At 67.2% G+C, this 24,951-nt stretch carries 19 protein-coding genes; 14 read left to right on the forward strand and 5 right to left on the reverse strand.

Annotated features, from left to right (window positions below):
- Nucleotides 1-20: 20 nt before the first annotated feature.
- The 4 genes from GPA03_RS01430 to GPA03_RS01445 all read right to left on the reverse strand — a co-directional run bounded on the left by GPA03_RS01430 (nt 21) and on the right by GPA03_RS01445 (nt 5,493).
- A complete protein-coding gene (locus GPA03_RS01430; protein WP_156250223.1) occupies nt 21-971 on the reverse strand; it encodes a glycosyl hydrolase in 951 nt (316 codons plus the stop codon).
- A gap of 326 nt (nt 972-1,297) precedes the next feature.
- On the reverse strand, nt 1,298-2,830 hold the full coding sequence (locus tag GPA03_RS01435) for a glycoside hydrolase family 43 protein (RefSeq protein ID WP_156250224.1): 1,533 nt from the start codon (nt 2,828-2,830) through the stop codon (nt 1,298-1,300).
- Nucleotides 2,827-4,239, reverse strand: coding sequence for a glycoside hydrolase family 28 protein (locus GPA03_RS01440; RefSeq protein WP_156250225.1), 1,413 nt, complete (start codon nt 4,237-4,239; stop codon nt 2,827-2,829). Before GPA03_RS01440 ends, GPA03_RS01435 begins: the two co-directional genes overlap by 4 nt.
- A gap of 12 nt (nt 4,240-4,251) precedes the next feature.
- Entirely contained in the window at nt 4,252-5,493 is a 1,242-nt protein-coding gene (locus GPA03_RS01445) for an ROK family transcriptional regulator (RefSeq protein WP_156250226.1), read from the reverse strand.
- A gap of 141 nt (nt 5,494-5,634) precedes the next feature.
- On the opposite strand from GPA03_RS01445, the gene GPA03_RS01450 reads away from it, so the two are divergent.
- The 14 genes from GPA03_RS01450 to GPA03_RS01515 all read left to right on the forward strand — a co-directional run bounded on the left by GPA03_RS01450 (nt 5,635) and on the right by GPA03_RS01515 (nt 23,190).
- Nucleotides 5,635-7,098: a glycosyl hydrolase gene (locus GPA03_RS01450; protein ID WP_156250227.1), complete on the forward strand. Its 1,464-nt coding sequence runs from the start codon at nt 5,635-5,637 to the stop codon at nt 7,096-7,098.
- Nucleotides 7,099-7,987: 889 nt separating this feature from the next.
- Nucleotides 7,988-9,667 (forward strand): ABC transporter substrate-binding protein, encoded by a 1,680-nt coding sequence (locus GPA03_RS01455; protein ID WP_156250228.1) that lies wholly within the window; start codon nt 7,988-7,990, stop codon nt 9,665-9,667.
- Nucleotides 9,668-9,762: 95 nt separating this feature from the next.
- Nucleotides 9,763-10,752 (forward strand): ABC transporter permease, encoded by a 990-nt coding sequence (locus GPA03_RS01460; protein ID WP_156250229.1) that lies wholly within the window; start codon nt 9,763-9,765, stop codon nt 10,750-10,752.
- 10 nt (nt 10,753-10,762) lie between these two features.
- A complete protein-coding gene (locus GPA03_RS01465) occupies nt 10,763-11,725 on the forward strand; it encodes an ABC transporter permease (RefSeq protein WP_156250230.1) in 963 nt (320 codons plus the stop codon).
- A gap of 1 nt (nt 11,726) precedes the next feature.
- Nucleotides 11,727-12,635: an ABC transporter ATP-binding protein gene (locus GPA03_RS01470; RefSeq protein WP_156251285.1), complete on the forward strand. Its 909-nt coding sequence runs from the start codon at nt 11,727-11,729 to the stop codon at nt 12,633-12,635.
- A complete protein-coding gene (locus GPA03_RS01475; protein ID WP_156250231.1) occupies nt 12,635-13,477 on the forward strand; it encodes an ABC transporter ATP-binding protein in 843 nt (280 codons plus the stop codon). Before GPA03_RS01470 ends, GPA03_RS01475 begins: the two co-directional genes overlap by 1 nt.
- Entirely contained in the window at nt 13,467-14,465 is a 999-nt protein-coding gene (locus tag GPA03_RS01480) for a substrate-binding domain-containing protein (RefSeq protein WP_156250232.1), read from the forward strand. The genes GPA03_RS01475 and GPA03_RS01480 overlap by 11 nt, the downstream gene beginning before the upstream one ends.
- The gene (locus tag GPA03_RS01485) at nt 14,462-15,433 is read left to right on the forward strand and encodes a glycosyl hydrolase (protein ID WP_156250233.1); all 972 of its coding nucleotides are present in this window, start codon (nt 14,462-14,464) and stop codon (nt 15,431-15,433) included. The genes GPA03_RS01480 and GPA03_RS01485 overlap by 4 nt, the downstream gene beginning before the upstream one ends.
- A 420-nt stretch (nt 15,434-15,853) precedes the next feature.
- Nucleotides 15,854-17,197: a glycoside hydrolase family 28 protein gene (locus GPA03_RS01490; protein ID WP_162458218.1), complete on the forward strand. Its 1,344-nt coding sequence runs from the start codon at nt 15,854-15,856 to the stop codon at nt 17,195-17,197.
- Nucleotides 17,198-17,213: 16 nt separating this feature from the next.
- A complete protein-coding gene (locus GPA03_RS01495; protein ID WP_206673426.1) occupies nt 17,214-19,700 on the forward strand; it encodes a glycosyl hydrolase 2 galactose-binding domain-containing protein in 2,487 nt (828 codons plus the stop codon).
- 23 nt (nt 19,701-19,723) lie between these two features.
- A complete protein-coding gene (locus GPA03_RS01500) occupies nt 19,724-20,758 on the forward strand; it encodes an alcohol dehydrogenase catalytic domain-containing protein (protein ID WP_162458219.1) in 1,035 nt (344 codons plus the stop codon).
- On the forward strand, nt 20,745-21,905 hold the full coding sequence (dgoD, locus tag GPA03_RS01505) for a galactonate dehydratase (RefSeq protein ID WP_156250236.1): 1,161 nt from the start codon (nt 20,745-20,747) through the stop codon (nt 21,903-21,905). The genes GPA03_RS01500 and dgoD overlap by 14 nt, the downstream gene beginning before the upstream one ends.
- A gap of 37 nt (nt 21,906-21,942) precedes the next feature.
- On the forward strand, nt 21,943-22,794 hold the full coding sequence (locus GPA03_RS01510; protein WP_156250237.1) for an SMP-30/gluconolactonase/LRE family protein: 852 nt from the start codon (nt 21,943-21,945) through the stop codon (nt 22,792-22,794).
- A gap of 183 nt (nt 22,795-22,977) precedes the next feature.
- A complete protein-coding gene (locus GPA03_RS01515; RefSeq protein ID WP_156250238.1) occupies nt 22,978-23,190 on the forward strand; it encodes a hypothetical protein in 213 nt (70 codons plus the stop codon).
- A 116-nt stretch (nt 23,191-23,306) separates the two neighbouring features.
- On the opposite strand, the gene GPA03_RS01520 is transcribed toward GPA03_RS01515, so the two are convergent.
- A complete protein-coding gene (locus tag GPA03_RS01520) occupies nt 23,307-24,923 on the reverse strand; it encodes a GH39 family glycosyl hydrolase (RefSeq protein ID WP_156250239.1) in 1,617 nt (538 codons plus the stop codon).
- Nucleotides 24,924-24,951: the final 28 nt, after the last annotated feature.

The following is a 24,951-nucleotide window of genomic DNA, read 5'->3' on the forward strand; positions in this document are numbered from 1 at the left end:
CTCGATCGGCGTGGGGGCCCTCAACTGCTGCTCGGTGCTATGCGATGCCGGACGCGCCGGTCGGCGTACAGGCGACGGACGGCGTCCGCGTCGTTGTCGCGGGTGAGGAAGTTCGTCCACGTCATGAACCACGCCCACATCGGCTGCGCTGTGAGGATCTCGGGTGTCGGCATGATCCCGACCTCCCCGAGCGCGATCGGCCTGCCTTCCCCCAACGCCACAAGCTCGTCGTGGTGGGATTGGCGGTAGTCGTTGCCGTAGACATCCGCTGCGAGGACGTCCACGACATCATGGCCCGGGTAGAAGCCGGCGTATGCGGCTGCGTCCCCCCGCGGTGCGTTGGCGTTCCAGACCCAGAGCAGGTTGTCGAGGCCGTGCTCCCGCACGAGCCGATCGAAGAGCTGGCGGTACAGCGCTTGGTAGCCGTCCTCGCCCTCGCGCCCGCACCACCAGAACCAGTCGCCGTTCATCTCGTGATAGGGCCGCCATAGGACCGGAACGTCCGCCTCCTTCAGGCGCATCAGGAACGCGGCGACGACGTCGACCTGCTCCGTCCAGCGACGATGCACGGCCGTGCCCGGCGTCAGGAGGTCCGTCCAGGCGCGGTCCGGGAGCGGGCCGTGGCAAACGTGGTCGGTGAATGTCCCGGGCTCGTCCATGGTCGGCGGCACAGCGTGCCACATGAGCGTCACGATCGACCCCGCGGCGTGCTGAGCCAACGCCTCCTCGATGACGGCGGGTCGGAAGTTCACACCGTCCATGTCCCCGTCCTCGGCGAAGCCGAAGTCCTGACCCCAGATGGCCGGATAGGACCCGGTGATCTCGTACGCCTGGTCACTGTAGAAGGAGAGCTCGCGCGGCGTGTTGTGCTGGCCAGAGAAGGTGGCGCGGCCGCCGAGGTCCTGGATTCGGAGCAGGAGCTTGCGCGCCGCGGGGGTCGCTGAGCGATTGACAGGGTCAAGATTCGTCATGGCGTGCGGTCCTCTTGGTGAGATGTCGGTGTGGACGGGATCGTCCGAAGCTGAGGCTCAGGCGACGCTGGTGCGCCCACACGGGGCGAGGGCTCCGGTGGCGCGCTGAAGGCGTGGCGAGCCGACCGCCACGGACAGGGCGAACTCACGCTGCAGGACGAGAGGAGCAGCGCCGAGCGATGCCGCCTCGGGCGCAACGTGGGCCAGCTCCACGGTCCTCGAACGTCGTGGGTCGTGTCTCATTCGTTTCAAACCTGGGCGACGGTCAAGCTCCACTACACCGCGCGGGTGGGAGCACTCGGCTGGAGTGCCGGAGGGTCGTGCGGTCATCGGGGCTCCTCGGATCGGTCCCGGTGCAGCGACACATCGGTCAGGGTGCCCACTGACTCGTGCGATACGACGGCGAATCGGGCCGCGGAGTAGCTGGCGGAAGCCTCGGCCGAGACCAGCCGCGCAAGTCCAGTGCCGATCTTCACCCAGGCGGCTCTCCTGTCGTCGGCGTCTCGGGCAGCGAAGCTGTAGTTCGCTCCCTCTGCTGTGATGCGCAGTCCGACGGCACCATCGCCGGTCAGCGTCGTGAGCCGGCGGTCGGTCAGGTCGCCCACCCTCTTGCTCAGCGTGAGACGCCGCTCCCCGTCCTCAACAGAAACGAGTAGGTCGTAGTGGTGGTCCGGCGCGGCGTACACCGCGATGCCGGCCGCGGCCGGCGCGGATGGCGGGGCGGGCACGGTGGCGCTGAACGCGCAGTCAAACTCGGGTTGGGGCAGGAAGACGGCTGGGCCGGCGCCGCCATCGTCCAGCCGTCCCGGGTGCTGGGGGAGCCGCACGGACACCGTCTGCCCAGTGTCGGTGAGTTCGGAACCGTCGACCGGCGGCTGACGGCTTGACCAGCCGGCCGTCCAGACCGACGGCCGGTGCGGCCACGTCGTGTTGCCGCCGGGGGGCAGGACGGCCGCGACGTCGAGCTCGGTGCCGCGGTCGTCTCCCATCACCGGCCACCCTTCGTCGTCCCAGCTCACCGGGGTCAGGAAGGTTTCGCGGCCGAGATGGTGCCATGCGGTCGGACCTAGGTGCCGGGTACCGAGGAAGACCGCCCACCAACGGCCGTCGGCGTCGTCGACTAGGTCGGCGTGACCGGTGCTCTGGATCGGGTGCCCGACCCGGTGACGGTGGGTGAGCACCGGGTTCCGGGGGCAGCTCTCGAACGGCCCCCAGGGGGAGCGGCTGCGAGCCACCGTCGCCATGTGACCCTTCCAGGTCCCGCCCTCGGCGGCCAGCAGATACCACCACTCGCCGATCCGATACAGGTGCGGGCCCTCAATGTCATTGGAGCACCACCCCGCCTCTCCGACGGTGATTGGCCGTGTGGTGCTGAGCAGCCGTCCGGTGTGGATATCGATCTCGGCCTGCACGAGCGGGCCTGATCCCTCCTTCCCGGGGATCACGGTGCGGCGGGTGTAGTAGGCGGTGTCTGCGTCGAATGTCAGGGAGGGATCGAAGCCCTCGCCGTCGACCCACATCGCATCGGACCACGGTCCGGCCGGGTCGTCGGCATACACGATGAAGTTGCCCTGGTCGTCGGCCACATTGGTGCAGGCCAGATAGAACCGGCCTTCGTGATAGCGCAGCGTGGGGGCGTAGAGCCGGAGCGGCCCCGGACGTCCATCGCGCCGATACTGCGCGGGCCGGGTCACCGCGTGCCCGATCACCGTCCAACGCACCAGGTCGGTGGAGTGCCGAATGGGGATGCCCGGCCAGAAGTCGAGGCTGGATGTCGCTAGGAAGAAGTCCTCGCCCACTCGACAGACGCTCGGGTCCGGGCTGACCCCTCGGACAACTGGATTGCGGTAGGTCGTCACACGTGTTCCTCGCTTAGCACTCGAGGCGGGAGTTCGTCGACGCTGAGCTTTCGGCCGTCCAGGTCGATCGCCGGGTCTCGGTCTGGATGGGCCGCCTCGCCGAGCAGACCGCGCACCCGCAGCTCAGCGGTGGCCACCACGGTCAGCGCGGGGCCCATATCCTCGGCGCGGTGCTCCGATGGCGGGAGCCATACCAGTTCGCAGTCGCGCAACGTGACGTCGTCCGCACGCTCGACATGGATGCCGCTGGTCCGGTGGGGCACGAATCCTTGCGAGGGGTGCGGGCGCAGGTCCCAGTCGCCGCCGGGTCGTCCGCTCCACCGGTCGATCTCGACCCGGACGTCCTCGAGTAGGACGCCGGACAGATGTCCGGGTTCCTCCGAGCGGATCAGGACGCCGTTCTCCGAGCGGGCCAGAATGTGGCGGAACCGGATGTTGCGGCCCGTCCCGCTGCCTCCCCGCCACGGATAGCTTGAGATGTAGATCGGCTCGCCGTGGCCCCACCACCGTTCGTCGCAGAATCGGGTCTGCACCACCATGTCGGTGAAGGTGATGTCGCGGACCAGTCCCGGCTCGGCGAGTTGCAGGGCCAGGCCGCGGTTGCTGTCGGAGATGACGCAACTGCTGAACAGGCAGCGCTCGATCGGTGCGGCCACCTCGGAGCCGATGCACAGGCCGCTGGAGCGGCTGGTGATGGTGCACCCGGTGACCACCACGTCGTGGCAGCCGCCGTAGACCGCGGACTCGGCGCAGGTCTTGACACAGATGCCATCGTCGCCGGTGATGATGGCGCAGTCGCTGATCCGTACCCGTTGACAGGTGTCGATGTCGATGCCGTCGGAATTCGGCAGCCTGAGGTCGTTGTCGATGCTGACGCCACGGACGACCACGTCCGCGCAACCCGAGAGCCGCAACGTCCAGTAGGCGGCATCGCGGATGGTTAGGTCGCTCACCCGCACTCCGGTGCAACCCCGGAAGAACACCGTGTACGGACGCACCGGGCGCATCTGGAGAATCTCACCCAGGTCGGCGACCACGAAATGCCGTCCGCCGCCGTCGATCGTGCCGGTCCCGGTGACGGCCACATCGCGGCAGTCCTCGGCAAGGATGAACATGATGCTGAGCTGGCTGTCATTCTCGGGCCGGCCGTCGGTCAGCCCGCTGGTGGCTCGTCGGACGGTGTAGGCCGATTCGTCGGGATGGGCGGCCAGCGTGGCTCCGGTCTCCAGGTGCAGTTCCACCGCGGATCGGAGCTGGATGGTGCCACTACGGAAGATCCGTCCGCCCGGAACGATGACGCGGCCACCTCCGGCCCGATGGCAGGCGTCGATCGCGGCCTGGATAGCTGCAGCGTCGTCGGTTCGTCCGTCGCCGCGCGCACCGTAGGCCGTGATGTCGTGATTGCTCATCTCCGAGGCACCTCAGCGTGCAGCGGAGGTCAGCCGCCGACCGACCCTGGTGTGCGGTGTCACTTCTTGCTGGAGCATCCGGGCCGCGGCCCCCAGCGCGGCGGCCTCGGTGCCGATGTGGGAGATCCGAACTGCAACGCTGTGCACGTCGCGCGTGAACGGCAGCTGGTCCAGCTGCTGTTGGATGACCTGGGCGAAGAGCGCGCCTCCGTCGGCGAAGCCTGGGCCGGACAGGGAGATCTCGTCCAGGTCGAGGACGTTGCCCAGCGTTACGATGCCCTGACCCAGCCGCCTGGCGGCTTCTGTCACCAGCCGCAGACTCGCGTCGTCACCGTGCGTGGCAGAGCGGACGATGCGGGCGAAGTCGCTCCGCGTCCGCACCGGATCCCCTCGAAGATCCAGCGCGGTGGCCAGTTCTCGGTCGGCCAGAGCAGCCGCTACCACGGCTCGGGGTGCGGCGTAGAGCTCAACGCAGCCGCGGGCCCCGCACGCGCACGGAGGGCCGTCGACGTCCAGACTGAGATGACCAAGCTCGCCAGCATTGGACGACGCGCCGTGGAAGACGCGACCGTCAACAATGATGCCGCAGCCGATCCCGTCGGCCATGTAGACCGTCGCGTTGACCGGGGACGTCGCCCCGTTCCTGGTGGTCCAGAACTCTCCCAGCGCGGCACAGCTGGCGTCGCTGTCCAGCATCACCGGCAGACCAGTGGCCTTCGCCAACTCCTCCCGCAGCGGAAAGTCTCGCCAGGCCGGATTGGGCTGACGTCCCAGCAGCACGCCGGCCGGGCTGTTCAGCGGACCCGGACTAGCAACCCCGAGCCCGACCACGGACGACGGATCGATCTCAGTCAGATCGAGTAGAGCGCGCAGTTCGGTGGCCATTCTCGGCACCACCGCCCCCGGCTGCTCCAGGCCCGTACCGGCTGCGCTGATCCGGCCGACCATTTGGCCGGACAGGTCGCAGGCGACATAGATCATGCGCTCTTGGTCCAGGGACACCCCTAGGGCGTGCCGAGCGGAGACGTTGATCTCCAGCAGCGTCCTGCGCTTGCCCCCAGTGGACTCCCCGAACCCGGTTTCGATCACGAGGCCGTCGGTGATTGTCTGCCGGACAATGTTCGAGATGGCAGTTTGGGTCAGACCGGAGGCCTCGGCGAGCTCGACCCTGCTGATCCTCCCGGCGACCCTGATGCGGTCCAGGATCATGCTCCGGGTCAGGGCCCCGCCGCTGGGGACCACCACTCGACTCATCGCCACTCCCTTGTCGCCCGACTCTGCATCGGCTCAAGCTGCACTGTAGCGCGCACTCGTTTACTTCGTGAAGTTTCTTGGGTAAGTTGCCCTTCGAGGAGGTCTCTCCTCGTCGACCACTTCAGCGCGGAGGACAGGACGATGAACGACGATGAGCAGAGCCCGCGGCAGCGGCTGAGCCGGCGTGCTCTGGTGCAGGGAGCAGCGGCAGCCTCGCTCGGCGTGATCGCCACCGGCGGGGCCATGGCGGCGCCTGCGCGTGCGGATTCTGGACCACGGATCTACGAGGCCGAGGACGCCGAGTTGACCGGGGTCAGGGTCAGTTCGGAGGGCGCCGGGTACTCGGGCCGTGGCTTCGTGACCGGCTTTGATGCAACCGGCGACGCGGTGACGTTCACTGTGGACGCCAAGCGGCGGGGTCTGCACGAGCTCAGGATCCGATATCGCGCGGATGCAGAGAAGTACACCAGGCTGGCGCTGAACGGTGAGCCGTGGGAAAGCATCCGACTGCCGGAGTCCCAGTCCTTCACCGAGACAGCGGCAGGAAGGCTGATGCTCGACGCCGGCTCCAACACCGTGGTCGTGCAGAGCAACTGGGGCTACTACGACATCGACGCCATCAGGCTCACCCCGACCCGCGACCGTCCCCGGCACAAGGTGCGCAAGCAACTTGTTGACGCCGACGCTTCAGTCGAGGCCCGTGCCCTGCACAGCTACCTGGTGGACAGCTACGGCCACCGCATCCTCGCCGGCCAGCAAGAGCTGAGCGCTGTCGGCGTGGTTGAGGAGTTGACCGGAAAGAAGCCCGCAGTGCTCGGCCTCGATCTGATGCGGTACTCGCCCACGTTCACCGAACGTGAGACCCCGCCTCCGATCATCGAGGATGCCATCGCGTGGTCGGCGGCGAACGGTGTTGTCACGTTCTGCTGGCACTGGAACTCCCCGATTCCCGTCAAGCCCGGCGCGCTGTGGTACCAAGGGTTCTACACCGAGAACACCGACTTCGACGTGGAGCACGCGCTGAGCCATCCCGACTCGGCAGAGCACGCGCTGCTGCTGCGCGACATCGACGCCATCGCCGTCCAGCTGGCCAGACTCCAGGACAACCGCGTCCCGGTTCTGTTCCGCCCGCTGCACGAGGCCGAGGGCGGCTGGTTTTGGTGGGGCGCCAAGGGCCCGGAGCCGGCCAAGGCGCTGTACCGGCTGTTGCACGAGCGGCTCACCGGCCAGCACGGAATCCACAACCTCATCTGGGTGTGGAACTCGACCTCACCAGACTGGTATCCCGGCAGCGACATCGTCGACATCGTCTCCGCCGACGTCTACGAGCCTGACTTCAACCACAACCCGCTCAGCAGCCACCACGAGGCCCTGGTGTCCCTGGTCGACGATCGGAAGCTCGTGGCGCTGTCGGAGAACGGTCCGATCCCTGATCCGCGTTTGTCGCAGCTGTACGGTTCGATGTGGAGCTGGTTCAACGTCTGGAGCGCCGGGCGGCTGACCGGACAGAACAGCGCCGAGCACGTCCGTGACGTATACAGCAGCCCGTACGTGGTCACCCACGATGACTTGCCCGATCTGGCGAGCTACCCCCACCCACGGTGAACAGTCACCGAGTCCCGGTATCAAGTGCCCGCGTGATAGAGGTCGCGGTCGCGGCTCCGTACATAGCCTCCCGCACGGTGCGCGCCATGCGGGAGGGTGGCCTCAGTTGCAGGAAGGTGGGCGCTTGCAGCGGTCGACGAGGCTTGTGGCCCAGGACCTGGGGTCGGTCCGAGGAGCCGGCCCCGGATGAGTTGAATGCTGCGGACGAGCTCGCCTGAGGTGATCGGGTCCCGCCCGGGACGCAGCTCGCGGGTGTGTTCGATGCCTGGCTCGTGAGCCGCTCCCAGCGCTGATGTGCGGGTTGGAGGTCGCGACGGACGAGGGTCACCGGGTTCAAGACCGAAACCAGCGAGGGGCTCCCGCAAGTGACTGCGGTGATGGATCCCTTCGACGTGGTCCGTACTCGCCGGCAAGGCGCCTGTCAGGAGTGCCGCTGCCGGGTGCAGCGGGGTCTGCACGGCCACCGCGCAGACCCACCGACCTGCTTTGCAGCAGCCGACGCACAGTGCTCACCGGCACAGGGTGCTGACCGAGCGCCTGTGCGACCGCAACCGTGCTGTTCGCCAACCAGGCACACAACCATGCGGGGTGACCTGGCGCGCCCCACCACCGGCCCATGGTCGCCGCCTACCGAGAGCAAGAGTCGCCTCAGCAAGACCGCCATGCAGGCCGCGATCGAAGCAGGCACGACTGGCGTCCCAACCAGAGGTGACCAACTTGGTCGCGCCTGGGCCGGAGGTCGAAGAAGCGAATCACCGACGTCGGAGGCGATGAAGCCTCTTTACTTCCTCAAGTTGATTGAGTAGGCTGGTCCGCTACGTGCCGCCGAGGCCACGTCCACCTGGTCCTAGGACGGATCGCGGTGGCTCCCCAGAGTGAGGAATCGACGATGATCTTCAGCAAGCGCGTTGCCCGATTGCTCGGCGCAGCCAGCCTGACCGCCGTGCTGGCGGTCTCCGCCTGTACTGGCTCCGGACAGGAGACTGGCGACGACGACACCGCCGGCGAGGGCGTCATCCTGCAGGCTTACGGTGGCGCCAGCGGCCAGTTCGTGGAGAACTACAACCCGCTGTCCCCAACAGTGCTCGAAGCCATCCGGGGCATGGTGTACGAGTCGCTGTTCTACTTCAACCCGCTGCAACCCCTCAGCGCGAAGCCGGAGCCGCTGCTGGGTGAGAGCTACGTGGTGAACGAGGACGGCACGGTGGTTGACGTCACCATCAAGACCGGAGTGACCTGGAGCGACGGCGAACCATTCACTGCCGAGGATGTGGCCTTCACCTACAACACCGTTCGTGACAACCCGGAGCTCAACACGACCGGTAACGGCCCGGCCGCCGAGGTGACTGGTGAGAACACTGTCCGGCTGAGTTTCGACAGGCCGGCGTTCCCGGACGTGCCCAACGTGCTGGCCGTGTCGATCGTTCCCGAGCACATCTTCTCGGAGATGGAGAACGTGGTCATTGACCCGAACCTGGAGCCGGTTGGCACTGGACCGATGGTGCTGGGCGAGTTCACTGCGCAGTCCTACCTGCTGGAGAAGAACGACAGCTATCGCAACGCCGAAGACGTGGCCGTCCCCGGCGTGCGCTACTTCTCGCTGTCGGGAAACCAGGCTGCCACCGACAAGCTTCTGGCCGGCGAGCTGGACATGGCGGGGATCGCCATCCCTGACGTGGAGACTGTCCTCGCCCCGTACGAGGACCTGCACATCTTGACCACCACATTCCAGCAGGTGGTACTGACCACATGCTCCGACGAGGAGATGGGTTGTGAGGGTCCCCAGACCGACCCGACGGTCCGCCAGGCCATGGCGCTGGCCATCGACCGGGAGCAGATCAACCAGTTGGCCTACTACGGCCGTGGCCTGGAGATCTCGCCGACGTTCGGTGTGGTGGGTCGTGACGACGAGCAGATCTCCGACGAATTCCCGCCGATGTCGATGGAACCGGACGTGGCCGGGGCCAAGGAGCTGCTGGAGGATGCCGGGTGGGAGCTCGGTTCCGATGGCGTCTACGCCAAGGATGGCGAGCGGCTGAGCTTCGACGTCATTGTGACATCGGGATACACCGACTACATCTCGACGCTTGACATCCTGAAGCAGCAGCTGGCCGAGGCGGGGATCGAGATCAACCCGCAGCAGCAGGCCAACGCCGAGATCCTCAGTGCTCGTTCGCAGGGGAACTTCCAGGTGGCCATCGACGGCATCTTCGGAGGGCCGACTGCCGACCTCTACTACATCTACAACAACAACTTCAGCTCGGCCCAGGCAGCGCCGGTCGGTGAGAACGGTAACCCCTACGGGAACGTGTCGAAGTTCTCCGACCCGACTGTCGACGCGGCCATCCAGGCTGCCGCGGCGACCCAAGACCCGGCGGAGAAGGTGCGGCTCTACGGCGAGATCCAGGACGTCATCGTGCCGGCCATGCCGTACATCCCGCTGATCAACAATCAAGGCTTCGGGACGTACAGCACGGCCAATTACACCGGCTGGCCGACCGAGGAGGACCCCTACGTCCAGGACTTCAGCATCGGATTGCTGCTGGAGCGGCTGGAGCCGGTGAACTGACCGTCGCTGCCGCCTCGGGGTAACGCCACGAGGGCGCAACTCCCTCCCCGGCCCGTATCGGCTGGGGAGGGAGATCGGCCAAGAGAGGAAGCCGCATGTCGATTCTGAGGAAGCTTGCCTTCTATCTGGTGGCGCTGTTCGCCGCGCTGACGTTGAACTTCGCGATCCCGCGCATGCTGCCGAGCAACCCGGTAGACGTGCTGCTGGGAAAGCTCCAGGCCCAGGGGCCGGTCACGCCGGAGACACGCCAGGCACTGATGCTGTTGTTCGGTACCGACACCTCGGTGCCGATCTGGCAGCAGTACCTGGACTATCTGCAGAGCCTGGCCACCGGAAACCTGGGCGTCTCGGTCACCTACTTCCCGACTCCAGTGACCGAGGTGATCGCCTCCGCGCTGCCCTGGACCCTGGTGCTGGTCGGTCTGACCACGCTCATCACCTTCGTCATCGGAATGGTGATCGGCACCATCGCTGGATGGAAACGCGGCACGTGGGTGGACAGCCTCATCCCGTCCACCACGATTCTGGCGTCGGTGCCCTATTTCTGGCTGGCCATGGTGCTGGTCTATCTGCTCTCGGTCACCGCCGGGATCTTCCCGCTCGGCGGCGGCTACGATGTCCGGCGCACCTCACCGGAGCTGTCATTCGAGTTCCTGTCGAGCGCCCTCTACTACGCTGCCCTGCCGGCCCTGACGATCGTGATCAGTTCGATCGGCGGCTGGATCCTAGGCATGCGCAATATGATGGTCTCCACCTTGTCGGAGGACTACGTCATCACTGCGCGGGCCAAGGGCCTCAGCCCGAAACGGGTCATGATCACCTACGCCGCACGTAATGCCGCGCTCCCATCGATAGCAGGGTTCGCGATCTCATTGGGTTTCGTGGTCGGCGGCTCGGTGGTGATGGAGCAGGTGTTCTCCTACCCCGGAATCGGCAATGCCTTCCTGCTGGCCGTGCAGAACAACGACTACGCGCTGATGCAGGGCCTGTTCCTGGTGATCACCATCTCGGTGCTGGGCGCGAACCTGCTGGTCGACCTCCTGTACCAGTTCATCGATCCGCGCACCCGCGCCCGCGGGGTCTGAGGGGAGTGTCATGGCTGAGTTGATCACCGAGAGCATCGCGGTCCGTGCCGACGCTGCCGACGAGGAACCGGATGATTCCCAGCGACGCCGGGGGCGTTCCGCCTTCTGGCGCCGTCTGCTGACCCCCAAGTTCGTCGTCGGTGCGGTGGTGGTGCTGCTGATCGTCCTGTTCGGTCTGATCGGGCCGCTGATCACCCAGGACCCGAACGCAATCGACAATATTGGACTGTCGTCTCCCAGCGGTGCCCACCCGCTGGGCACCACCTCTGTCGGGCAGGACGTGCTGGCCCAGCTCGCGCACTCCACCCGCGGCTCTCTCACCGTTGGAGTGCTCGTGGCCGCTTTCACCTTGGGGTTGTCGGCGTTCTTCGGCATCATCGGTGCGTATATCGGGGGCATCACGGACGAGGGGTTCTCGCTGCTTTCCAATGTGATGCTGGTCATCCCGGGTCTGCCGCTCGTGATTGTCATCGCCAGCTATGTGGAGTCACAATCGGTCTTGCTTGTGATAGTTGTGCTCGCGCTCACGGGCTGGGCTGCCGGAGCGAGGGTGCTGCGTGCGCAGACTCTTTCACTCCGCAACCGTGAGTACGTTCTGGCCTCGCGGGTCGCAGGGGAACGAACCTGGCGGGTGATCTGTGTCGAAATCCTGCCCAACCTGCTCCCGGTGATGTCCTCTGGATTCGTCTTCGGAATCGTCGGCGCCGTGCTGGCCGAGGCGGGTTTGTCGTTCATCGGGATCGGAGCCACAGGTTCCCTCACCTGGGGAACGATGCTCGCCGATGCCCAGAACGGCCAAGCGTTGCTGTTCGGTGCCTGGTGGTGGTTCGCCCCGCCCGGGCTGCTGATCGCCGCGCTGGGGGCGGCTCTGTCATTGATCAACTTCAGCATCGACGAGGTGATCAACCCGAAGCTACGGACGACCAACATCGCCAAGGTTGAGCGGAGGACCAAGCGTGAGCACCAATCCTGAGATGTCGTCGGCAGCCGGCGTGGCCACTCCCGGAAGGTCCGGGTCTGTCGCGCCGGACTCACCGCTGCTGTCGATCTCCGGACTGAGTATCGACTACCTGGGCGAGCGGACCGTGCATGCGGTCGCGAACGTCAGCCTCCAGCTGGGCCGGGGCGAAATCATCGGCCTTGCGGGAGAGAGTGGCTGCGGCAAGAGCACCCTGGCCTATGGCATCAACCAGCTCCTCGTGCCGCCCGCGGTTATCACCGAAGGCGGGGTCACCTTCCACGATCGGTCAGGTGACGACATCGACGTGCTGGCCCTGGAGGACAAGGAACTGCGACGCTACCGCTGGAACAAGGTGTCGATGGTGTTCCAGGGCGCGATGAACTCGCTCAACCCGGTCATCTCGGTCCGTGCCCAGCTCAACGACGTCTTCGCCACCCACCGACCACAGATGAGCAAAGCGGAGCGACGGCTGCGCTCCGGAGAACTGCTGGAACTGGTCGGAGTGGACCCAAAACGGCTAGACAGCTACGCGCACGAGCTGTCAGGCGGGATGCGCCAACGGGTGATGATCGCGATGGCGCTGGCCCTAGACCCCGAGCTGATGATCATGGACGAACCCACCACGGCGCTCGACGTGGTGGTGCAGCGCGACATCCTGCTGGAGATCACGCGGCTGAGGGAGGAGCTCGGCTTCGCCGTCATCTTCATCACCCACGACCTGCCGCTGCTGCTCGAGATCAGCGATCGGATCGCCATCATGCGCCACGGTCGGATCGTGGAGATGGCCTCAGCCGAGGAGATCTTCTTCGCCGCGCAGGACCCATACACCCGCCAGCTGCTCCGGTCCTTCCCCAGCCTGACCGGCGAGCGAGGCGACTTCATCCGGCACGGCGCCCAGCTCGAGAACGAAGAGGTTCGGTGATGGCCACACTCGAGGTCAAGAACTTGTGCAAAGACTTCCACGTCCGCGAGGGCGGCAATAGACGAATCCTGAACGCGGTGCAGGACGTGTCATTCGAGCTGGTCCCGGGCGGCACGGTCGCGCTGGTCGGTCAGAGCGGCAGCGGGAAGTCCACGGTGGCACGGATGATCGCGCACCTCGAACGTCCGACGTCGGGACAGGTGCTGCTAGACGGCGCTCCGGCCCCGACTCGCGGCCGAGGAGTGCACAAGTACCGCTCCCAGGTACAAATGGTGTTCCAAGACCCGTTCGCCTCGCTGAACCCGTTCCATAGCGTCGGCCACCACCTGGAACGCCCGCTGCGTCTGCACGGTGTGGCGACCAGCAAGGCCGATGTCCACGCACACGTGATCGAGCTGTTGGAGCGAGTCCAACTCAGCCCAGGCCGCGACTTCCTCGCCCGACGACCGCACGAGCTGTCGGGCGGGCAGCGGCAGCGCGTGGCCATCGCTCGCGCGCTAGCCCCCCAGCCATCGGTACTGATCGCCGACGAGCCCGTATCGATGCTCGATGTGTCGATCCGGCTCGGGGTGCTGAACCTGCTGGCACGGTTGCAGCGGGAGGAAGACCTGGCAGTGCTCTATATCACCCACGACCTGGCCACCGCACGCCACTTCTCGGACCGGATCATGGTGATGTACCAGGGGGAAGTGGTCGAGGACGGCGCACCCGACGACGTAATCCTGCGTCCGCAGGCAGACTTCACCAAGCGCCTGGCCGCTGCTGCACCCGAACCCGCACGGAACGAGCGCATGATCGCCGCCGCGTCTCGCTACGCGAAGGATACGACCAATGACCGGTGATCACCACGGGCCGGACACCGCTGCCGGATCCCGAATCGGATTCGTCTTCGTGAGCCACGTGGGCGCTCCGCGGTCAGAGGCGTTCTTCAACCAGATCATCGCCGGCCTCGACGACGTGTTGGCGGGCTCGGGAAGCGAATTGGTGGTCCGGGTGGTCGACGAGGCCGAGGAGGAGCTGGCGGTGTACCGCCACTGGTCGCAAGCCGGTTTGGTGGACGCCGTGGTGATCAAGGACCTGCAAGCCAACGATCCTCGGTTCGACCAGCTTGCGGATATGGGTCTGCCCTTCATGGCCCTCACCGACGTCACGCACTCCGGTCCGTTCTCGGCGGTGCGGTTCGACAACGGTCAGGCGATGAGGGACGCCGTGCAGTTCCTGCTCCGGCTCGGGCACCGGCGGCTGGCACGGGTCGCCGGTCCGGAGTCGCTGATCCACACGCAACGGCGCACCGAGGTGTTCTGGCAGGCGGTGACCGAGGCGGGTGTGAGCGCGGCGGTGCAGGTCGGCGACTACTCGCGCGCCAGTGGGGAGGCTGCCACCATGGATCTGCTCCGCTCGGAGCACAGCCCCACCGCCATCATCTACGACAACGACCTCATGGCTCTAGGTGGTCTAGAGGCGGCCGACGCCCTCGGTCTGGAGGTGCCCGGGGAACTTTCACTGTTGGCCTGGGACGACTCGGTCCAATGTCAGCTGGCCGTTCCCGCCCTGTCCGCGCTGAGCCATGACGTGCATCAAATGGGTGTCCAGCTGGGTCACGCTCTGGTCGAGCAACTGAGCGGCGACGGACCGATTTCGGCGATCGCCTCCGGGTTGGTCGTCGTCGAACGTCAGACCACCGCCGCACCCCCAGACAGCGCAGAGTCGCCACTTCACCCCAGGCTGCACCAAGACGGAAGTGGGAACGACCCGACCGTTGTCACCGAGGCGGACCGAGCCGAGACGGTAGCCCGTCAAACGACGCCGAACACGGACGGACGGCCATGACGAGGACGGGGCCCGATCGACCTCACGAGATCGTCCGAGCCGCTACGGTCAACCCGAGCGCAAGCACAGCCGCGCGATCACTGTTGGACCTGCTCTACCAGGTGTCCGGCAAGTTCACCTTGAGTGGGCAGCACAACACTCCCCGGGAGATCTCGGCCTACAGCGAGCAGGCGTTCGAGATCACCGGTCGCCGCCCTGCCGTGTGGGGCCAGGATTTCGGGTTCGCCGCCCCCGGCGACATGGACGGCATCGACTACCGCGATGCCGTGGTGGCAGAGGCGATCCGCCAGCACGGGCAAGGCTCGGTCATCACCTTCATGTGGCATGCCGTACCGCCCACGGAGGACGAGCCGGTCACCTTCGACGGCCACATCTGTGTCGGCCCACTGGAGGACTCGAGCTGGCAAGAACTGCTCACGCCCGGCACGCCGGTGCACCAGCGCTGGCAGGGCCAGGTCGACGTGGTGGCCGAACTGCTCGGGCGGCTGCGCGACGCGGACGTCCCAGTGCTCTGGCGTCCTTATCACGAGATGAACGGCACCTGGTTCTGGTGGGGCGGTCGTCCCGGGCCGGACGGCTCCGCCGCCCTCTACCGGATGCTGTACCAGCGACTCACCGAGGTTCACCGGCTGGACAACCTGCTTTGGGTGTGGAACCCGAACGCCCCCCGCGGCGACGCCGGCCCCTACGCCGAGTTCTACCCCGGCCACGACGTCGTCGACGTACTTGCCTCCGACGTCTACGGCAACGACTACCGCCAGTCACATCACGACGACCTCGCGGCGTTGGCCGAGGGCCGTCCGATCGCCCTGGGTGAGGTGGGTGCGATGCCCACGCCGGAGATCCTCGACTCCCAGCCGGCCTGGACCTGGTTCATGACCTGGACCGGCCGCCTGACCAGCGACAACACTGCCGAGGAGGTGGTGAGGCTGTACGACAACGCGCGAGTACGCCACCGAGGGACCTGACGATCAGCCCAGACCGGTTTCCAACGCGGCCTCTTGACTTCCAGCACACAGGTCGAGGTGACGGGTCGCTGTCTTCGATCGCTCTCGGGGGTTCAGGCAGCAATGTGCCGGATGCGGGCGAGGAGGTGGGTCGGCGTGGTGACCGGGTGTCGGGTTCGAAGGGTTCCCAGATCCGAAGCGCCAACCACTGATCCTGCTCCGATGTGGAGCATCGGGGTCACGCTGCCACCATCGGTTCCGCAAGCGAGCACAGAGTATGGCGTGCTCAGCGCGCGCGCCATCGCGCTCGTCTCCGTCTAAATCTCCTAGTGCTGCCGTCCCGCCGTGTGGAGGGATGCGCTCATCCAAATCGAGAGCTGATCCGCGGGACCCGTCCCTCGGATCCCAATCACCACCCAACAACCACTGGAAGGGGACCACGTGTCTTCCTACGACATCCGTAACTACGGCGCGGTCGGCGACGGCGTCACCAAGGACACCGCGGCGATCCAGGCGACCATCGACGCCTGTCACGCGGCGGGCGGCGGCACCGTCGTGGTGCCGGCGGGCGCCACCTTCCTCACCGGATCGATCGAGCTGCGCTCGTTCGTCGAGCTGCATGTCGAACGCGGCGCCGTGCTCGCAGGCAGCGACGACCCCGCGGACTACACCGCTCGCTTCCACGTCAGCGCGTTGTCCTCCGGCGTGATGCGCCAGGACAGCGACGCGACGCTGATCCTGATCACCGCGAACGACGCACGCGACATCGCGATCACCGGCGCAGGCACCATCGACGGCGCCGGAAGGCACTTCATCGAGGAGGACCTCGGTTATATCTACCGGTGTCCGAACCAGCGCCCCTTCACGGTCTTCCTCATCGGCTGCACCCGTGTCACGATGCGCGACGTGCGGCTGGTGGACGCCGGTCTGTGGTGCGTGCGCATGACCGGCTGCGAGGACGTGCTGATCACCGGCATCACGATCGACGCCGATCTGAAGTATCCGAACGCGGATGGCATCGACATCGACCGGTGCCGGCGTGTGCGGATCAGCGACTGCGAGATCTCCTGCGGCGACGACGCCATCTCGTTGAAGACGTGCGAGGAGTTCCCGGAGCACGGGCCCACTGAGGACGTGGTGATCACCAACTGCACGCTGCAGACCACCTCCAGCGCCGTCGTCGTCGGCGTCGACGCCGTCGCGGACATCCGCAACGTCGTGGTCTCGAACTGTGTCATCCGTTCCTCCCACCGTGGCCTGTCGGTCAACCTCGGCCAGGAGGGCAACTTCGAGAACATCCTGTTCTCCGACTGCGTCGTCGAGACCCGGATCTTCCACGACAGCTGGTGGGGTCGTGGTGAACCCATCTATGTCAGCGCCCAGCCGTGGCACGACAAGGTCGGCAAGATCCGCAACGTCCGCTTCCGCAACATCTTCGCCCGCTCGGAGAACGGCGCCTACATCAACGGACTGACGGCCGAGCACGTGACCGGGGTCCTGCTCGAAGACGTCCGGATCGAGCTCGACCGGTGGTCCAGCTGGCCCGGCGGCCAGTACGACCGGCGCCCCTTCACCACCGGCGAGGCCATCTACGCCCACAACACGTCGGGCATCCACGTCGACAGCGCGACCGACGTCACGCTACGCAACTGCGAGGTCGTCTGGGCGTCCCGGCCAGAGAACTTCAGCCACGCCGTCGAGGCCATCAACGTCGACGGGCTCGTGATCGAGGGTTTGCGCGGCGAAGCCGCACACCCCGGCCTCGACGCCGTCAACGTGCACTGACCGGAGGAGAAACCTGATGATGCACACCATCGACATTCATGACGGCTGGTCGCTCTCCGCCGCTCAGCTGCCCGACGGCGCCCCCGACCTGGGCGAGTCGGTAGTGCCGGCCACCGTTCCCGGCAGCGTGCACACCGACCTCATGGCCGCTGGGCTGCTGGCCGACCCCTACCTGGACCTGAACGAGACCACCCAACACTGGGTGGGCAACTCCACCTGGCGTTACCGCACCACGTTCGACGCCGACCCACAGCCCGGCACCCAGTACGAGCTGGCGTTCGACGGCCTGGACACGGTCGCCGTCGTCACCCTCAATGACACCGAGGTGGCGCGGACGGCGAACATGCACCGTGGCTACCGCTTCGACGTGACCTCGCTGCTGCGTGCTGGCGCTAACGAGCTGACCGTGACGTTTACAGCAGTGCGGGAGTACACCGACGCTGTTCGTGCCGAGCTGGGGGAGCGACCCAACGTCTACCCCGAGCCCTCCCAGTACGTGCGCAAGATGGCATGCAACTTCGGCTGGGACTGGGGACCGACCGTCGTCACCGCCGGCATCTGGAAGGACGTCCGGCTCGAAGCGTGGACGACCGCACGGCTGGCGCGAGTTCGCCCGATCGTGCGCGTGGACGGCACCACCGGCCAGTCCCGCGTCGAGATCGACATCCAGCGCGCCCCCGGCCAGGACGGCCTGCTCACGGTGGAGGTCACCCTGGCCGGGCAGCGACGGAGGGTCGATGTGCCCGCCGGCGCCAGCCACGCCGTCGCCGACCTCTCGGTACCGGACGCCGAGCTGTGGTGGCCACGTGGCCACGGCGACCAGGCGCTGTATGACCTGGCGGTCGACCTGATCGACGGGGCCGGTTCGGTCCTGGACCAGTGGAACCGCCGCATCGGCTTCCGCACCGTGACGCTCACGACAGAGGAGGACGAGGCAGGAACCTCGTTCGTGCTCGCCGTCAACGACACCCCGTTGTTCGTTCGTGGTGCCAACTGGATCCCGGACGACTGCTTCGTCTCCCGCGTGGACGAGGCTCGCTATCGCGAACGCATCACCCAGGCCGTCGACGCGAATATGAACCTGCTCCGTATCTGGGGCGGCGGAATCTACGAGAAGGACGAGTTCTACGACGTGTGCGACGAGCTCGGCGTGCTCGTCTGGCAGGACTTCCTGTTCGCATGCTCGGCCTACCCGGAGGGGGAGCCGATCGGCTCCGAGGTCGAGGCCGAGGCGCGCGAGAACGTGGTGCGGCTGATGCCGCACCCCAGCCTGGTGCTGTGGAACGGCAACAACGAGAACATCTGGGGCTACTGGGACTGGGGCTGGCAGGACAAGTTCGACGGCCGCGACTGGGGTTGGGGTTTCTACTCCGAGCTGCTGCCCGCCGTGGTTGCCGAGCTCGACCCGAGCCGGCCGTACTGGTCCGGCTCGCCGTACTCGGGGACACCGGATCGCCACCCGAATGATCCGGACCACGGCAACCACCACTCGTGGGAGGTCTGGAACCGGCAGGACTACACCACCTACCGCGAATCGAGACCGCGGTTCGTGTCCGAGTTCGGCTACCAAGGCCCACCGAACTGGGCGACGATCGACCGCGCCATCTCCGACCAGCCGCTGACGCCGGACTCGCCGGGGATGCTGCACCACCAGAAGGCGTTCGAGGGCAACGAAAGACTCAAGACAGGCGCAGCGCCCCACTTGCCTGCAGCCACGTCGATGCAGGACTGGCACTACCTCATGCAGCTCAACCAAGCGCAGGCCGTGACCTTCGGGATCGAGTACTTCCGCTCGCTGCGCCCACGCTGCATGGGCGCGATCGTCTGGCAGCTCAACGACTGCTGGCCGGTGACGTCCTGGGCTGCCGTGGACGGCGACGGCCGCCGCAAGCTGCTCTGGTACGCGCTACGCCGTGTTTATGCCGAGCAGCTCGTGACGGTGCAGCCCGATGGCGAGGGCCTGCAGGCGGTCCTCCTGAACGACGGCGTCGCACCGGTGGGTGGGCCGCTGCGGCTCACACGGCGTGATCTGGGAGGCAACGTCCTGGCCGAGGCATCCCTGACCGCCGACGTGCCTGGCGGCAGCCAGCTGGCCCATCCGGTACCGGACGCACTTGCCGTGCCGGACCAGACTGCTGGGGAGGTGCTCGTGGCGGAGTGGGCAGGTATGCGCACGCTGTCGTTCTACGCCGAGGATCTCAACGTCGCATTCCCTGCAGCCGCCTTCGACGTGGACGTGCGCGACATTCCCGAGGGGGTGGCCGTGCGCGTCCGTGCCCGGTCTTACCTGCGCCACCTCACGCTGCTGAGCGACGTGGTGGACCCGAGCTCGGTCGTGGACTCCCAGCTCGTGGACCTGTTCCCGGGCGAGGAGCACACCTTCACGGTGCGCACCGAGGTGCCAGCTGCCGATCCGCGTTGGATCTCCGCACCGACGCTGCGCGCCCTGAACGACCTGGACGTCTACGCACAGGAGGCACTGGCGTCACCGCGCCAGGGCTGATTGACCGGACCAGAGGAGTCAAGGTGCGCGCTGCACGCTGGCACGGCCGCCAAGACGTCCGTGTCGAGGAGGTCCCGGATCCTGAACCGGCCCGGGACGAGCTGATTCTCGACGTGCTCTGGTGCGGCATTTGCGGCACCGATCTGGAGGAGTATCGCGAGGGTCCGATCACGATCCCGATCGACCCTCACCCGCTGCGCGGCACCCGGGCTCCGATCGTGCTGGGGCACGAGATCGTCGGGACCGTTCGGCAGGCGGCGGCCGATGGCTCCGGTCCCGCCGTGGGAACCCTGGTGGTCCCGGACGTCGTGATCGGTTGCGGTGACTGCTGGTGGTGCCTGCGACACGAGGAAGGGCTGTGCCCCAACCTTGCCGTGCGCGGTCAGACGCAGGACGGCGGCCTGGCGCAGAGGATGGTCGCGCGAGCCTCGACGTGCCTGACGGTTCCGGAAGGGACACCCGCAGCCGACGCCGCGCTGGTCGAGCCGGCGTCGGTCGCGGTCCGGGCGCTGCGCAAGGTACCCGACCTGATCGGGGCCCGCATCGGCGTGGTGGGGGGCGGCACCGTCGGCCAGCTGGTGGCCCGCACCGCGCTCGCGCTCGGGGCACAGGTCACGGTCGTCGTCGACCCACGGCAGTCGCGGCGCGACCGGGCCCTGGCCCACGGTGCCGCGACCGCGGTGCCACCGGCGGAGGCCGCCGGGCTGGGAGCGGTCTGCGACGCGGTCATCGAGTGCAGCGGCGCCGGTGGGGCATTGACGCAGGCACTGGCGCTCACCCGCCCGGGCGGTACCGTCGTCGCCCTCGGGATCAAGTCCGAGGCGGACACCATCGGTACCACCGCGCTCGTGCTCTCCGAGAAGCACCTCGTCGGCTCCGCAGCTCATCTGTGGGATGTCGACTCCCGACCGGCGCTTGCGCTGATCGCCTCCGGTGCGGTGCCCGTGGAAGACCTGGTGACCCACCGGGTGCCACTTGCCGACGTCGTCACCGCCGGCTTCGGCGCGCTGGCCGATCCCAGCGACGATGTGCTGAAGGTGCTCGTTGACTGCCGGTAGGTCCACGCGGATCGCCCGCGTGGAGACGTTCACGACGTTTGGTGGCGCCCGCAACTGGGTGTTCGCCCGGGTTGAGACTGAGGGCGGCATCCATGGTTGGGGCGAAGCCTCGACTGAGCTGTGGGAGGCGACGGTTGCCACCGCGATCCGCGAGCTGGGCGCTCGGTTGGTCGGCATGGACGCGATGGCGACCGAGCAGGTATGGCAGCGTGCCACCCGCCACGGATTCTGGCGCGGGGGAGTGGTGCTCGGCTCCGCCGTGGCCGCGATCGATCAAGCGCTGTGGGACATCCGCGGCAAGGTGCTTGGGGTACCGGTCTACACGTTACTGGGCGGGCCGACCCGGGACTGGGTGCCGACCTACCGGCACGTGGGCATCTACACACCCGACTCGCTGGCGCAGCAGGGGCAAGCACTGGTCTCCCAGGGGGTGCGCACGATTAAGACCGGTGCCTGGGTGCTCGACAGCGCGCTGCCCGAGCGTGACCGGCTCCGCAAGGCGCAAGAACGCCTCACGGCTCTGCGGGAGGCTGTCGGCGAGGAGATCGAGATCCTGCTCGACCACCACGGCCGCGCGGAGCTCGACGAGGCGATCCGGATGCTCCACGTGGCCGCACCGTTCCGACCACGCTGGATCGAAGAGCCCACCCCACCTGAGCGCACCGACCTGCTCGGCCCCTGGGCCCGTGAGGCACGCGGCCTGGGGATCTCGGTGGCGCTCGGTGAACGCCTGTTCTCTCGCTCGGAGTTCCGGCCGGTCCTGCAGCAGGGTCTGATCGATGTCGCACAACCCGACCTGTGTCACGCCGGTGGCATCACTGAGGTCATGAAGATCGCCGCGATGGCCGACACCTTTGGTGTCGCCCTGGCGCCGCACAACCCCGGCGGTCCGGTCTCGACCGCCGCGTCCGCACACGTGGCGATGGCGGTACCCAACCGCGTCATTCTCGAGCTGTGTCCCGACGAGCCCCGACGCAGCGAGATCTGCATCGAACCGTGGCAGCTGCAGCCCGACCGGCTGCTGGTCCCGGACCGCCCCGGACTCGGGATAGATCTGGACGTCGATGCGATCAAGGCAGTGCCAGCCAGGCAGATCAAGGTCCCCACCCAGGCGTTCCGTCACGACGGCTCCGTCGCCGACATCTGACGACGGACAGTGCACTGTCAGGAAAGGGCAACCCCCGATGCGAGCTGAACAACTCACCGATGTCGTCACCGTCCACGGGGAGGGTCCCGCCTGGTCACCACGGTGGGCAGGCGTGAGATGGGTCGACATGCTCGACGGTTCGCTGCTCGAGCTCACCGACGACGGTCAGGTGCACCGCAGACGATTCGACAGCGACGTGGCGGCCCTTCACAGGGCACGCGGCGGCAGTGGCTGGCTGCTGGCCACTCGACACCATCTACTGCTCGCGGACTCAGACGAGCTGCATGCACCAGTCCGCCAGGTCGCCCGGTTGTGGGGGGAACGAGCCGGGGTGCGAAGCAACGAAGGTGGGTGCGCCCCCGACGGGACCCTGTACCTGGGGTCGATGGCCGATGACGCCACACCCCGCATGGGCCAGGTCGTTCGAATCCCCCCAGATGCCACGATCACCGAGGCGATCGCGTCCACCACCATCTCCAACGGCATCGTGTGGTCACCCGACGGTGCGCGGGCCTACTTCGCGGACACCGTGCTGGACCGCTTAGATCTGTTCGACTGGTCGCCCAGCGACGGGCTGCACGCGCGACGGCCCTGGGTCCAGGTCGAATCCCCAGACGGCATCGCTGCCGACGCCGAAGGTGGAATCTGGGTCGCGAGGTTCGGCCACGGTCTCGTGGAACGCTACGCCCCCGACGGATCGCTCTCGGAGGTGATCGAAGTCCCAGCCCGCCAAGTCACGGCGGTCGCATTCGCCGGCGACGGCCGCCGCCTGGTCATCACGACCTCGCGCTACGGCATCGAGACCTCCGCAGAACCCGGAGCTGGGGCGCTGTTCGCCGTGGCCGATGCGGGTGTCGAGGGCCTGCCCCTCCATGAGTTCGCTGGCTGACACTCGCATGACCACCCCCGGAGGAAGTCGATGACTAGCACGTGGACCGGGCCCGCCGTGGGGATCCTTACGGTCGATGCCGAGGCTGCCGTTCTGTGGGCGGGTGTGGCTGGCTGGTGTCCGCCCGGCTGTCGTGGTGCTTCGCGACGGTGTCCTGTTCTACCTGTTTTCGAGGTTCCGACCGTGCGGGGTCTGACCGAGGCGATCGACGGCGTCGGTGCGGTTCGCGCGGAGGCGGGCTCCGCCGTCGGGAGCCTGGGGCAGGTGTGGCACAACACCGACCCGACCGTCGGCAGGCGGATCGGTCGCCCGCCGACGTGCTGCCTGAGGAGCTCCGCGACGGGCCGGTGGACATCCCGCGCCGGGTCGACGGCGCTGGAGCTCGGTAGTCGCTGACTCCTTCTAGCGAGCGCGCCCTCGGATTCCGCAAGCTCTGCACCGACATCGCCCGGCGCGCGTGGAGATCCGTGGCTTTGACCCTCCGGCGCCCTCGATTGTGAAGCGCCGCGCGCCTACGTCAAGTCAACCCGCGCGAAGACGTTCGCGGGCGCGTCGGTGAGTGTGGCCCAGATCGTAGGGACGCCGTCGAACGTGGTCTCGTCGATGCTCACCGTGCCAGGAGCCGGCGTGCCATCTGCGTAGGTCACCACTGCCTCTACCTGACCGGCGTGGTCGGCGGGCAGGTCCATCCCGACCCGGAGCGTGGCGGCGTGCTCGCCGGCGGTGCCGAAGCGAATCGTGGCCGTTTCCTCGTCGATGTGGGTCCAGGCCGTGCTGCTGCGGTCGGCGATGTCGTAGCGGGGTCGCAGCACGACGCGTCGGCGGGGCTCGGTGCGGGGTGACGGGGGAGTGCCGCCCTCGACGAGGACGACCGCTCCGCGCTCGAGGCGGAAGGTGCCCAGTTCGGTGAGCGGGTGCCAGGCGTCGTCGTTCCGTGAGTCGATGAGGGTGACGTTGGCGCGCTCGGTGGCGTGCCCGAGGTCGAGGTCGAGCTCGACGTCGGTGATCGACCGGTTCCAGACGAGAAGACTGCGGCGTGTGCCGTCGCTGGAGGCGAGCGCTCCGATGCCCTCGGGACCGGAGATCTCGACACGACGGCGGTCGATGGGCATGGTCTGGATGTGCTCGTAGGCGCGGAACAGCGGTTTGGCGTGGCCGGTGTCGGTGACCATGCCGGAGTAGTTGTCGTTGCCGCTGTCGAGGAACTGTGCCCAGCTGACGCTCGTGAGCCACGGGGTGGCGAGAAATCTCTCGACATCGGCGGCGAAGGCAGAGGCGAGCAGGAACGTGTCCTGCAGGCCGCCTCGGGGGTAGTCGATGGTGAAGGAGTTGTACTCGTTGAGCTGGATCTCGAGCTGGGACAGCTGCGGGAACTCGGACACGATGTCGCGGACGGTGCGCAGCACAGGTCCGATACCGTAGGTGCCGTAGTGGTGGAAGGACAGGAAGTCCAGCGGCAGCGATTCGGTGGTGACGACCTTCAAGAACGCCCGGAGCCAGTGGCTGTTGGCGTTGACGGAGGCCAGTGCTGGTCCGCCGATGCGGGCGTCCGGGTCGGCAGCCCGGATCGCTCGGGACGCGCGGCGGTAGAGGTCGAGGTAGTCCTGCAGGTCGCCGGCGTAGAAGACGGGTTCCTGGGTCCGCTCGTCGCGTAGATCGGGTTCGTTGTAGATCTCGTGGTACCCGATCTCGACGCCCCGCTCGCGGGCTCCGGCGACATAGGAAGCAACGGTGTCCACCCAGATCTGGTCGCCCTCGGCCATCGTGCGCCAGTCGCCGCCAGCCGGCCGGGCGGCCTGGGGGACATAGGAGTAGGACCAGTGCGGCCGCACCCCCACCTCCGTCAGGAACCGGGCGATGGCGTCGGTCTCCTCGAAGGCGAAGGAGGGGGCGCCGTCGTCGTCGATCGTGACGACCTCTTCCTGCCAGGGCATCCACTCGGCACCCCATCCCAGATCGATGCGCAGGTGCTCGGCTCCGGCGCGCACGAAGTAACCCCGGTCGCGTTGGTAAGCCAGCAGCGTGACGAGCCCGGAGTTGAACAGGGCGATCTTGTCGTGGGAGATGGGGTAGTCGGCCAGGGTGGTGAAGTCTGTGGTGACGCGCGCGGTCCTGCGGACGGGCTTCATGAAGTGTTCGAGCCTTTCGGTTGCTGGG

It is taken from the genome of Pseudactinotalea terrae (genome assembly GCF_009733845.1).
In the GTDB taxonomy this organism is placed as follows: Bacteria; Actinomycetota; Actinomycetes; order Actinomycetales; family Beutenbergiaceae; genus Pseudactinotalea; species Pseudactinotalea terrae.

Bases quoted from the DNA above. Each gene is read 5' to 3' on its own strand.
- GPA03_RS01430 (WP_156250223.1), bottom strand. From the start codon at position 971: ATGACGAATCTTGACCCTGTCAATCGCTCAGCGACCCCCGCGGCGCGC.
- GPA03_RS01440 (WP_156250225.1), bottom strand. From the start codon at position 4,239: ATGAGCAATCACGACATCACGGCCTACGGTGCGCGCGGCGACGGACGA.
- GPA03_RS01445 (WP_156250226.1), bottom strand. From the start codon at position 5,493: ATGAGTCGAGTGGTGGTCCCCAGCGGCGGGGCCCTGACCCGGAGCATG.
- GPA03_RS01450 (WP_156250227.1), top strand. From the start codon at position 5,635: ATGAACGACGATGAGCAGAGCCCGCGGCAGCGGCTGAGCCGGCGTGCT.
- GPA03_RS01455 (WP_156250228.1), top strand. From the start codon at position 7,988: ATGATCTTCAGCAAGCGCGTTGCCCGATTGCTCGGCGCAGCCAGCCTG.
- GPA03_RS01460 (WP_156250229.1), top strand. From the start codon at position 9,763: ATGTCGATTCTGAGGAAGCTTGCCTTCTATCTGGTGGCGCTGTTCGCC.
- GPA03_RS01465 (WP_156250230.1), top strand. From the start codon at position 10,763: ATGGCTGAGTTGATCACCGAGAGCATCGCGGTCCGTGCCGACGCTGCC.
- GPA03_RS01470 (WP_156251285.1), top strand. From the start codon at position 11,727: ATGTCGTCGGCAGCCGGCGTGGCCACTCCCGGAAGGTCCGGGTCTGTC.
- GPA03_RS01475 (WP_156250231.1), top strand. From the start codon at position 12,635: ATGGCCACACTCGAGGTCAAGAACTTGTGCAAAGACTTCCACGTCCGC.
- GPA03_RS01480 (WP_156250232.1), top strand. From the start codon at position 13,467: ATGACCGGTGATCACCACGGGCCGGACACCGCTGCCGGATCCCGAATC.
- GPA03_RS01485 (WP_156250233.1), top strand. From the start codon at position 14,462: ATGACGAGGACGGGGCCCGATCGACCTCACGAGATCGTCCGAGCCGCT.
- GPA03_RS01495 (WP_206673426.1), top strand. From the start codon at position 17,214: ATGATGCACACCATCGACATTCATGACGGCTGGTCGCTCTCCGCCGCT.
- GPA03_RS01510 (WP_156250237.1), top strand. From the start codon at position 21,943: ATGCGAGCTGAACAACTCACCGATGTCGTCACCGTCCACGGGGAGGGT.
- GPA03_RS01520 (WP_156250239.1), bottom strand. From the start codon at position 24,923: ATGAAGCCCGTCCGCAGGACCGCGCGCGTCACCACAGACTTCACCACC.